This is a genomic window from Clostridium beijerinckii (assembly GCA_003129525.1).
Taxonomy (GTDB): domain Bacteria; phylum Bacillota; class Clostridia; order Clostridiales; family Clostridiaceae; genus Clostridium; species Clostridium beijerinckii_D.
Genome location: CP029329.1, coordinates 3,427,095 through 3,438,794 on the forward strand (window position 1 = coordinate 3,427,095; position 11,700 = coordinate 3,438,794).

Genomic DNA, 11,700 nt, shown 5'->3' on the forward strand with positions numbered 1-11,700 from the left:
ATTACAATCTATTTTTTTATATTGTTTTCTCTTTTTATATTTTCTATATATTTCTTTAATTCATTTTCCTCTTCTTTTTTAAATATTAATCTTTTTCTAATATTTTTATTCGAATAAAGAAGAATACATTTTTCTCCTTGATTTTCCACACTAACTTCATCTATTTTTCTCCAAGCAGTAAACCAAGACCCAGTAATTATTCCTTTTTTACTCACACCGCATTTATTTCCAAGTAACGCAAATATAGCAAGTCCTATAACAATTAGAATATTTTCAAAATCAAACCTTTTTTCCATATAAATTGATATTATATACACTAATACAACAACTGGTGTTACAAATCTATATTGATTTTTACCTTTAAAATCTAATTTATTATTTTTAATTGTAATAAAAAACAGTATATCTGCTGCAAATATACATATTAGTGGCAATGCTAATGTAAAATCCATTCTCTATCTCCTTCTTTCTTTAAGTATCTTAAAAATAATGGTCTGCCTTGAAATTATACTAACCTTTGAGGCATCTTATTATAGCATATTTTTCATAAACTTGCTTTAAGAATATTTTATCCGTTAGCTAACTGTCACTATTAGACCACCATTTTAAGGCTAGTAATAAATATCACTAAAATCCCTATTATTGTCGCATTTTATATAAAATTTCGACTATTAAGGTTTTAAGTTTAGCTAAAATTTCCTTGCCTACTAAATTAACATTTGACACTAAAAATAATATGTATCTCAAATAAAACTATATATTTGGTTATCTTTACTATCACTATTTTTTATTAATCTACACATACTATATATGTATAAAAAAAGGAGATGATTTTTTATGGATAACAATAATAAAAAAGATTATTCAAAAAATAATTATTTGAGAAATGGTACAAAAACTCAAGGTCAATATGGTAAAAGTAGTATTAATACAACAATTGAAAAACCTGGAGTAAATGAAAGCGGAGTGGAAGCTAAAAAAAGGGGATTCTAGATAAAAACATAATTTATTGCCTTTATGATATCTATTGACAATGCACAATTTTGGTTTTTAAACTTTATATTAAAGTTATTCCTTAATTGTGCATTGTGAATTTAGAATAAGTATGTGAAAACCCAAATGTTTTATTAATATACTTCTTTATATTAGAATTATAGAAGACCATAATCATTCAATAATTCTAATATCCCTTTAACTGCATGTTTAGCTTCTTTAGGAAGTCCGTCTATTACTTGTTGTCTTTGATTTTCATCATTTATTTGAGCTATTCTTATTACCTGTTGTTGAAGACCTGGTACATTATTTAATTCGGTAACAGCTTTATTAAATTTATTCGAAAATTTGGGGTCTTGTTGCATTTTTTGTTGAACTTGCATAATTAATTGATATGGATTCATTTTATAAGCCTCCTAGAAAACTTTATTACTTCATATCTATAATATTCAAAAACACTTCAAAAGTTCACTACAAATATTTATATTAAATATTATATATAACTACCCAAACTTTCTAATTCATAATGCATTAAAGTATGAGTTGATCATTAATTATATCAACGCTCATCACTAAACTTCTATACAAAAAAGACCATTTCAAAATACATTTGATTTTGAAATAGTCTCTAAATTATATATAAGCTACACCAAAAGATTTCAATTTCGTGCTTTTTTTAATATATTTTTCAGGATTAACGGTTCCTACACTATCACTTAAAATAGTGACTTTAAGCCCAATTTCTATTGCTCCTTTAGCAGTTTTAAAAACACAGCCAATTCCATCAACACCAACAAGTTCTACCTCACTTATTGCATTATCTTTTATAAATTTTACCAAATTATTATTTTTAAAAGCATTACCTACTTGTTTTTCAAAATAGTTTTCTGATACAATTTTAATCCTTTTTTCAAATTTAGCGCCTTCACTTCCTGCGATTCCATATCCAAAAATTTTTTTATTTAAAAAATTGTTTGGCAATACATTGGCAATATAAATAACCTCATGCATATTTTTTTCATAAGTTCTAATCTTATCATTAATGTTTTTCACAAGTTCATCTACATCTTCATAATCGAATTTATTTTTATTTCGCTGTTCTCCAATGAAATCTTCTTGAGCATCAATGACTAAAAGTGCTTTTTTCATTTACTTTCCCCATCTTCCATATAAAGTGATTCTTAGCTTCAGGTGTAATTTTTATAATACAAATACTGGTTTTTCATTCTGAAGCTTAAAAGAACGTATCCAGGAGCGTACAGCCGTTGTCGACCACTAAAATAGAAGTTTTACGGACGCTAGCTATCGGATAAACTATATAAGTATATTACAAAATATTCATCTACTAACTATCAATTTTTATCCCATTAATTTTTTCTCTCCCTTTACTTATATATAGTTTTAATTTACTTCAATATGGTATACATATAATATACCATATTGAAATAAACTTTTCATTGATTTCTAAGTTAATTTATCATATTCACTATGATTCACATGATATAAGAGTTTTTATCTGAAATTCAAATAATTAATTTTACTTTTATTACATTATTCTATGTAACAGTAAGAGGCTTCATTCTATTTAATGAAACCTCTATAAATTTATTTTTAATTTTTAACTATATAATGGATGTTTATCACATAAAGTTTCTACTCTAGACTTAAGTGATGATAAATCTCCTTCTCGCGTTTCTATTGTTTCAGCTATAACTGCTGCAATTTCTGCCATATCTCCTTTTACAAATCCTCTTGTAGTAATTGCTGCTGTACCAATTCTAATTCCTGAAGTTACAAATGGACTTCTTGTTTCATTTGGTACTGTATTTTTATTAACAGTTATCCCTACTGTATCTAATAAGTTTTCTGCTTCTTTTCCTGTTATATCTTTGTTGTTTAAATCAACTAAGAAGACGTGATTATCTGTTCCACCTGATACTATTTTAAAACCTTTTTCTATTAATTGATTTGCAAGCTCTTTACAGTTTTCAACTACATTCTTACCATATGTTTTAAAACTTGGATCTAATGCTTCTTTAAAACATACAGCTTTCGCAGCTATAATATGTTCTAAAGGACCACCTTGTATTCCTGGGAATATGTTCTTATTTAATTCTTTAGCATATTTTTCTTTACAAAGAATTAATCCACCTCTTGGACCTCTTAATGTTTTATGTGTAGTTGTAGTTACAAAATCACAATATGGTACTGGTGATGGATGAACACCTGCAGCAACTAATCCTGCAATGTGAGCCATATCTACCATAAGTAATGCTCCTACTTCATCTGCTATTTCTTTAAACTTTGCAAAATCTATAATTCTTCCATATGCACTTGCACCTGCTACTATTAGCTTTGGCTTGGCTTCCTTAGCAATCTTTCTTACATTTTCATAATCAATCATTTCAGTTTCTTTATCAACCCCATAAGATACAAAGTTAAATAATTTTCCTGAAAAATTAACTGGTGAACCATGAGTTAAATGTCCGCCATGGCTTAAATCCATTCCTAAAACAGTATCCCCTGGTTCTAAAACTGTGAAGTATACTGCCATGTTTGCTTGTGAACCTGAGTGTGGTTGAACATTTGCATGTTCTGCACCAAATAATTCTTTTGCTCTATCAATTGCAATTTGCTCTATTTGATCAACTACGTAACAGCCCCCATAATATCTTTTTCCTGGATATCCTTCAGCATACTTATTAGTTAAATAAGACCCCATAGCTTCCATAACAGCAGGACTTACAATATTTTCTGATGCTATTAATTCTATGCCTTTTTGTTGTCTTTCTAACTCTTTTTCCATTAAACTATAAATTTCTTTGTCTTCTCTTTGTATATTTTCAAAATTCATACTTTTACCACCCCAACTTAATTTTTCTGATCTCTAGCCATTCTAACACTCCATATCTTAATAATAAGTACAAGAACTACTAAATCTACATAAGTTTAACTGAATTCAGCTAGAGCACAAGACTCTAACTTAAGTAGCTTAACTTTATATTCAAATTATAAGATTTCTTACTAAATTAATCAACTATTTTTTAACATTTTCTAATATTATCAACAAATTTATTTTAAATTTGATAATATTCTCTCACTTATTACTTCTATTTCAGATAAATATTATATTAAATCTCTATCCATGTTTTAATGCATATTAAAAAAACAGCAGTTTAGTATGTTAATTTACTTGATTTACTCTAATATTTATTAACAAATTTACAATTAATATTAATTAATATGTTAGTTCTATAAGATTTTTTTATTTTATGCTATAATTCATTTATCATATATAGTATATTCAATAAAATAATAAGTCACTATGCTAATCTACTTCGTATCTTTGATTTATTATTTTCTTTAACGTGCCTAAAATATTAGTTATGGAGAAAAAGATTATGGATTTAAATAAATTAATTAAAATTTCTACTCTTGCAGGTAAAATCATGTTAGAAAGTGGTGCTGAAACTTATAGAGTCGAGGAAACCATTAGCAGAATATGTATTGCTTATGGGGCCCATACTGCTGATAGCTTTGTAATCCCAACTGGTATCATGGTTACAATAACTTATTATGACGAAGTTGCAACCCTTGTTAAGAGGATTACATCTCGTGGTGTTGATTTAAATAAAATAGATGCTGTAAATGATCTATCTAGAAGAATTCAATTGGAATCTATAGATCTTTGTGATTTAAACAAAGATCTTATAAAAATATCTAATGAACCTAGATATTCCCATTTTATCACTTTACTTTGTTCTTCTATAGCAGCTGGATGTTTTTCAGTAATGTTTGGTGGAGACCTTAAAGATTTTTTCTCAACATGTTTAATTGGCGCTGTCATAAAAATAGTAATGATCATATTTCAAAAGTTAAATATAAATGAATTCTTTGTAAATTCTTTTTGTGGTGGATTATGTGCTATTTTAGCTGTAATGTTTTTGAAATTAAATTTATGTTCAAATTTAGATAAAACTATTATAGGTTCCATTATGTTACTTGTACCTGGACTTATTATTACAAATGCTATTCGAGATACTATAGCCGGAGATTTTTTATCTGGTATAACAAAAGCATCCGAAGCCTTTTTGATTGCTGTCTCCATTGCAGTGGGTACTGGTGCTATCTTAAGCATATTTATTAGGTGATAAACATCTTTATATTTTAGGAGGAATTTTATGATTGAGCAAGTTATAGTTGCCTTTGGGGCATCTTTTGGTTTCGGAATAATTTTTAATATAAAAGGAATAAAATTAATCTTCGCATCTATTGGCGGGAGCTTAAGTTGGTTTTGTTATTTATACTTAAATAACAATGGTATGAGTATTATTTTGTCTTTATTTATCTCTTCTATAATATTTAGTATCTATTCAGAAATTTGTGCAAGATATTTAAAAACTCCCGTGACAACCTTAGTAATCTGTGCCCTTATAACCTTAGTCCCTGGTGCTGGAATGTATGAGACAATGTATCAGACAATACTTGGGAATGTAAGTGGTGCATTAGAACTTGGTCTAAATACCTTGGCTAGTGCTGGTGTATTGGCATTAGGGGTAATATTTGTATCTACAATAACAAGACAAGTTGTAAACCTAAAAAAAGTAAAAGAAAAACTATTTGAGAAAAAAATATTATGAAATTATTAAATAAAAAAATGGAAGAATAAATTATCACAATTTATTTTTCCATTTTGCTTTTAATTTCCTCCATCTCAACCAGCAACAGCTCTATCTGATATTTAGCTATTATTTCACTTTAGGCACAATCAAAAAAATAACAAGTCCATGTGCCTTATAGTCCAAGTCTTCTCTCAAGTTCTGAAATCCCATCTTCAACTTCTTCTATAGGTAAATTCCCTAATCTTAATTCATCAGGTTCTCTTTCTTTAAGTCTGTTATAAAATCTCATTCCTTCTAAAATCATATTTCCATCATTATTAGTTTTTCTAAGCATGTAAAATAAAGTATTTTCAGCTTTATCAAGTTTATTAGCTAATTCATAGAGTTTTAAAATTTTCTTATCTATATCTAGTGAAATCTCATAGTTAATTAATTCATTTGCTACATCTACTGCATCATCTAAATATTTAGAATTTGTTTCATCATCTTCAGTATATGCCTTGTAAAAACCTTCCAGGGATTTTTCATAATATTGAACTTTTGAATTTTCATTATTTTCTTTATTGCTAATTTGACCTTGAAGCTTCATAAGACATCCAAATGCAATAAATTTCTCAGCATTATATTGCATTTCTTTACTAATAAGTGCATCTAAACTATTAAAAGAAAAAACATCTACAGTTCCTATATCTATTCCAACTAAAGCTTTAAGTTGTTTATTCACTCTTTCCTTGGCCTCTTCTATATCTCCATTTATTATGTTTTTATCTACTTCTTCTGTTACTAATCTTAAAGTATTTTCTACTTCTTTCATATAATCGTTTTTTAGCATTTTAAACACCTCATGTTTTTAATTAAATATATACATTTGAATTTTACCATATTAAATTAATTAGTCAAAAAATATTTTGTTCTATTCTTATTATAATAAATATTTCAGATTCATATTTTAATATAATATAATAGATATTTATTTTAGTTATAAGATATTGAAATAACTCTACCTATACAGCACAATTTTATGTATTTTTCATACAATATATTATGCAATAATCTCTTATAACTTATATTATATAGAGAAAACTTTGATAAACTTATGATAATATGGAGGTATCTTATGAGTAATTTGTCTGAAAATGAACGTGGTTATGAGTATTATGAAAATCATCCTAGTTGCAGAATCTATAACTCTTCTCCTGAACCTGGTAGAGCACTACTCAGTTGTGGCTCTGGTGGAATTGGGCCTATGCCTATAATTTCAACACCATTATCTAGACCTATACCTGTATGTAGTGTATCTATAGATACTAGCCGCTTATGCGACCCTAAAATTCTTTTAACTTTTACTAGTTTAATTTGTTTACCTGCAACTATTTTAGTAAGTTTAAATTTTATAATTGAAAAATCTACTGATGGTGGTGCTCCTCAAGCAATAGGTGGAACCCATACTTTTTCTGAATTAGCTAGCGTTTTCGAATCTGAATCATTCTGTTTCCAATACTGCGATTGTAGCCCATGTAATAGTTGCACCACTTATACAGTTAAACTTGAACCAAGTAGCTTAATTGCTGAAACAGCAGGTTTAACAATAACTAATGCAACATTATCTGCTTTAGCTATAGAAAGTCTTTAATAGTAATAAATATATTACAGGGAGCTCTTTTATTAGAGCTTCTCTTATTTTAAATAAAGCCTAATACCTTCAATACTTCTGCACCAATTTTTCTCTCAGCACCTTTATAAGGATAACAATGAATGTGGATAGCAGGATTAAAATTAAGTTCAATTATTGCGTAGTTAGAATTTTCATCACTATAATCCTCTAGCATCATGTCAACACCACAAATTCTAGCATTAACTGCATTAGCTGCATTTACTGCTATTATCTTAAACTTTTCTGAAATATCATCAGTATAATCTATACTATCTCCACCTGTGCTAATATTAGAATTTTCTCTTAAGTAAACTACTTCATCTTTTTCTGGAATATAATTAAAATCTTTGTTTTGTTGTTTTAAAAATAATTCCGCATTTTCATCCAAGTTTATTTTTTCAAGAGGTGTTACATAGTGATATCCTCGAAGGGGATCTTGATTTTTTATTTCAACTAGCTTTGTTATAGATTTTACTCCATCACCTTTAACATTAGCTGGTACTCTATGGAGTATTCCAACAACCTTATCATCAATAACTAAAAATCTATATTCTTTGCCCTTTATAAATTCTTCAATAAGAATTGTCTTATCATGCTTAAATGCAATCTCAAAAGCTTTTTTAATACTTCTTTCATCTGTACCATCTTTAAATATACTTATTCCAATTCCAAAGTTAGTTGACTTTGGCTTAATTACTATTGGCATATTTACAAACTGTTTTATTACATTCATAGCTTCATTCATAGAATTGACTTCTATTCCTTTTGGAACTTTAATGTTGCTATCAGAAAGTACTCTTTTGGTAACACTCTTATTTTCCATAATTAAAACAGTTACATAATTGTCTTTTGAAGTTTTAGTTGCTTGCATAACATATTCTACTTTATCATTCTTCTTAAGGGAGATAAAATTCTCAGTTTTATCTAAAACCTCAAACTTTATACCTCTTTTAATGGCTTCCTTCATTAAAATTTGAGTAGATAATTCTAATTCCTCATAACCTTCTAATTTGAATCTATTATTATACGCATCCTTTTTATATTCTTTTGCTATATTTAAATGAGCATTAATATATCCTTCTTCTTGAACTTTTTTTTGAATTTTATATGCATAAGTTAATTTATGGTTCTTAACTTTTTCAATCATTAAATTAACAACTTCTTCTTTTCCAAGATTAAGTTCTTTATTAATGTTTTTAATATTTTCTAATATCTCTATTCCCCATTGCTCTTTTGAGACAAGAGTTCCATCTTTTTTTAGCATAACATCATTTTGTCCAAATTTTGAGATTGTATTTTGATTTTCTACACCTTCTTCTTGCCATCTATCGTAGTCACTTTCATCGTTTATAAGCAAAAACAAGTTAAATAATTGAAGGAAATATAAATCATCTATACTTATACCGCCTTTTTCAAAAGGATTAATATCAATACTTCTATATTCCAAATATTGAATTCCATCTTTACAAAGAGATTTCATAAAATCATTAGCATCAGTAGGTTTGGGTCTTATAGAACTATAAAGTTCTTTATGGCTATCAATAAGTTTATCATTTATAAAACTTTTTAAACTTTCAATATATTCTTCTACTGAATTGTAATTTGGAAATAAATCAACTTTATTTTTGTAACCACATTCACTATTCCTATAAGATAAAGCCCCTTCATTAGAAAAGCCATCATCTCCGATTTTTTTAGCTGAATTTACACAATTATTTATGTAACTTTTATCAACGACACCACTTGCACCTAAAAGATATATTAAAAGCCATCTAAATCTCAGATAATTTCTTGTAATCTTTAAATAAATATTATTTTTAAATTCCTTATATTCTGGATTTTGATTATTACAATTTATATTACTTAAAAGTTCATTGCAATCTTGACTTCTATATAATTTATTAATTAACTCATCACTAAAAGAAAAATTATAATGTATACCACATATAAGTTGTTTTTTTCCACCATATTTCTCTATTAATTTTTCTCTATATAGACTTGCTTCCTTGCCTTTATCATTTTCTCCATATTCTGCAACCTTAATTTTATTATCCTCTGGTACTATACCTGGCATTGATTGTGGCCATAAATATTCTTCACCAATCTCCATTGCCACAATATCATAAAGTGAATTTGCAAAATCATAAGTTTCTTCTACAGTTCTAAATGGTGGAGTTATTACCTCTATCTGACTTTCTGCAAAATCAGTAGTTATATAACTATTCTCGACTTTATCACCAAATATGCTTGGATGAGCTTTTTCTGACAATTCCCCTATATTATTAACCCTTAATCCTTCTCTTTCTATACCATAATTTCCCTTTAATAATTCATCTGCTGTAAATAATTCTTTAAGTTTATTTAACATTTCCTTCCTCCCGCTACCAACTTTATATATCTTTTATCATTATTTAAACTTTCTTTTCACTTCAATTCTATATAATAAATATGCTACACTTCCCTTTAAAATACTAGATACTGAAATACTTATCCAAATACCAGTTATCCCAAAAGGTTTTATTAAAAATAAGGCCATTGGAATTCTTAAAGCTGTAAATACAACGCTTATAATCGAAGATATCTTAGGCTTACCAATGCCTGTAAATAATCCATTTGATATAGTTTCTATAGTACTAAATATTTGTGAAAATGCTACAACTTGTAAATAGGCTCTTGCAATAACTATAGTATTTTCATCTCTAACAAATAGTTTAATAAATGGCATATTGAAAAATATAAATAAAAATGCCATAAATAAAGAATAAACAATTCCAATTTTTAAGGCTGCATTATATCCTTCTCTTATCCTGTCATATTTTTTAGCTCCAAAGTTCTGACCAGTAAATGCTGCTATTGCACCATGTAGTCCTCCAATAACCATATAAGTAATTGATTCGATTTGAAGTCCTATTTTTTGAGCTGCTATTGCATCTGAACCAAATATGGCTATAATTCTTGCAAGGAATATATTAATTATTGTAAATAGAATTCTTTGAAAAGCCATAGGAAATCCTAAAATTATTATTTCCTCTACCTTTTTGTAATCAATTTTAATTTTCAAACTGAATTTAAGCATCCCTGATGATTCAAATAAATATAATGCAAACATTATAATATTAGCTAACATAGTAGCTATCGATGCACCTAGAACTCCAAGCTTAAACACATAAATGAATATAGGATCTAATATTATATTGGCAATTACACCTATAGAATTAATTTTAAATGCCAATTTGTTATTACCAAAGCTGCCTAATATCCTTGCATATAACAAATTAAAAAATGCAAAAAACAATGTAGGTCCACTTATAGCCAAAAATAAATAAGCATCTTTTTCAACAGTAGGATTTCCAAGATGTAAAAATCCTATAAGGCTTCTTCCTATTGAAATTAATAGAATTCCAAAAACAAGACCAATTATTGTATTAATTAGAATTCCTGCATTAATGTATTCTTTTACTTCTACTTCTTCTTTTTTACCTAAAGCATGTGCAACTTTTATTCCAGTTCCAATAATCACTAATGAATTTATGGAATATCCTAATCCTATATAAAAGCTTGATGAACCTATACTTGCAACTGCGCCACTACCCAATCCACCAACCCATAACATATCAACTAAATTATATGTAAATTGTAGCAAAGAACTACCCATTATAGGTACAGATAAGGTTGTTAGAACTTTTATAGCACTACCTTCTGTCAAATCTATCTTTTTCATTTTCTCTCCATTCATATTTAAGATTAACGTTGGCCAATTCATTCTCAAAATTCTTATGCCATAACATTTCTATAAATATCAATATATTTTTCTATCTTTCTTCATTTTTTAAAATTCCAATTTTATCTTCTACACAATTTTTCAAATTATCTTATATGCTATTGTCATTACATGTTTCATTGTGATTATTACATATACAATTTTCTTTTTCCGTAATTAAGTTAATTAAGAATAATACTAATTTATTAGTATTATTAACATTTAGCTTATAATAATTCCATATACCATCTTTTTTGACCTCAATTAAGCCACAATCCATTAAAACTTTCATATGATGAGACAAAGTAGGTTGCGTAAACTTAAAGTTTTCCAATATCTCACAAGCACACTTTTCACCACAAGATAATAAATCAATTATCTGAAGCCTATTAGGATCACTCAAAGCTTTTAATATTTTTGAATTAGTTTCATATTCTGAACTCATATTATTCTCCTTTCAAAGATTATCCCTCTTAATAATCTATGTATATAGTATAGATATCCATCTATGTGTAGTCAATATTTTTATTTTTTTAATATATTATGATATACTTATGTACATGTTTGTTATACCCTAAAAGTCTACCTTCAAGGTATATCTGGTTTTAGAGGAATTCAAAAAAATAACATCTCATTACAAACGAGATGTCTTTATTCTCTCTATAGATTCA

11 protein-coding genes are annotated in these 11,700 nt (G+C 27.4%); 3 read left to right on the forward strand and 8 right to left on the reverse strand.

The genetic code is table 11. The annotated features are described in order from the left end of the window. Nucleotides 1–8 precede the first annotated feature (8 nt). The 4 genes from DIC82_15355 to DIC82_15370 form a co-directional block, all read right to left on the reverse strand. Complete coding sequence (locus DIC82_15355; GenBank protein ID AWK52289.1) at nucleotides 9–452, reverse strand: hypothetical protein; 444 nt, start codon at nucleotides 450–452, stop codon at nucleotides 9–11. Nucleotides 453–1,151: 699 nt separating this feature from the next. Next, nucleotides 1,152–1,397 (reverse strand): hypothetical protein, encoded by a 246-nt coding sequence (locus DIC82_15360; protein AWK52290.1) that lies wholly within the window; start codon nucleotides 1,395–1,397, stop codon nucleotides 1,152–1,154. 229 nt (nucleotides 1,398–1,626) lie between these two features. Then, entirely contained in the window at nucleotides 1,627–2,142 is a 516-nt protein-coding gene (locus tag DIC82_15365; GenBank protein AWK52291.1) for a cysteine hydrolase, read from the reverse strand. 469 nt (nucleotides 2,143–2,611) lie between these two features. Next, a complete protein-coding gene (locus DIC82_15370) occupies nucleotides 2,612–3,847 on the reverse strand; it encodes a serine hydroxymethyltransferase (GenBank protein AWK52292.1) in 1,236 nt (411 codons plus the stop codon). Between the two features lie 547 nt (nucleotides 3,848–4,394). Here DIC82_15370 and DIC82_15375 point away from each other — a divergent pair. Together DIC82_15375 and DIC82_15380 are read left to right on the forward strand one after the other, a co-directional pair. Next, nucleotides 4,395–5,144, forward strand: a complete 750-nt coding sequence (locus tag DIC82_15375; GenBank protein AWK52293.1) for a threonine/serine exporter — start codon at nucleotides 4,395–4,397, stop codon at nucleotides 5,142–5,144. A 30-nt stretch (nucleotides 5,145–5,174) separates the two neighbouring features. Next, the gene (locus tag DIC82_15380) at nucleotides 5,175–5,633 is read left to right on the forward strand and encodes a hypothetical protein (GenBank protein AWK52294.1); all 459 of its coding nucleotides are present in this window, start codon (nucleotides 5,175–5,177) and stop codon (nucleotides 5,631–5,633) included. A gap of 154 nt (nucleotides 5,634–5,787) precedes the next feature. Here the strand turns inward: DIC82_15380 and DIC82_15385 are convergent, their stop codons facing one another. Then, on the reverse strand, nucleotides 5,788–6,447 hold the full coding sequence (locus DIC82_15385) for a hypothetical protein (protein ID AWK52295.1): 660 nt from the start codon (nucleotides 6,445–6,447) through the stop codon (nucleotides 5,788–5,790). Between the two features lie 285 nt (nucleotides 6,448–6,732). Here DIC82_15385 and DIC82_15390 point away from each other — a divergent pair, with 285 nt between their 5' ends. Further along, complete coding sequence (locus DIC82_15390; protein AWK52296.1) at nucleotides 6,733–7,248, forward strand: hypothetical protein; 516 nt, start codon at nucleotides 6,733–6,735, stop codon at nucleotides 7,246–7,248. Nucleotides 7,249–7,297: 49 nt separating this feature from the next. Here DIC82_15390 and DIC82_15395 read toward each other — a convergent pair whose 3' ends face one another. From DIC82_15395 to DIC82_15405, 3 genes are all read right to left on the reverse strand, one after another. Continuing rightward, entirely contained in the window at nucleotides 7,298–9,637 is a 2,340-nt protein-coding gene (locus DIC82_15395) for a bifunctional glutamate--cysteine ligase GshA/glutathione synthetase GshB (protein AWK52297.1), read from the reverse strand. Between the two features lie 39 nt (nucleotides 9,638–9,676). Then, nucleotides 9,677–10,990: an MATE family efflux transporter gene (locus tag DIC82_15400; GenBank protein AWK52298.1), complete on the reverse strand. Its 1,314-nt coding sequence runs from the start codon at nucleotides 10,988–10,990 to the stop codon at nucleotides 9,677–9,679. 151 nt (nucleotides 10,991–11,141) lie between these two features. Continuing rightward, nucleotides 11,142–11,474 carry a transcriptional regulator gene (locus DIC82_15405; GenBank protein ID AWK52299.1) on the reverse strand — a complete coding sequence of 111 codons (333 nt, stop codon included), beginning with the start codon at nucleotides 11,472–11,474 and terminating at the stop codon, nucleotides 11,142–11,144. Between the last annotated feature and the right edge of the window lie 226 nt (nucleotides 11,475–11,700).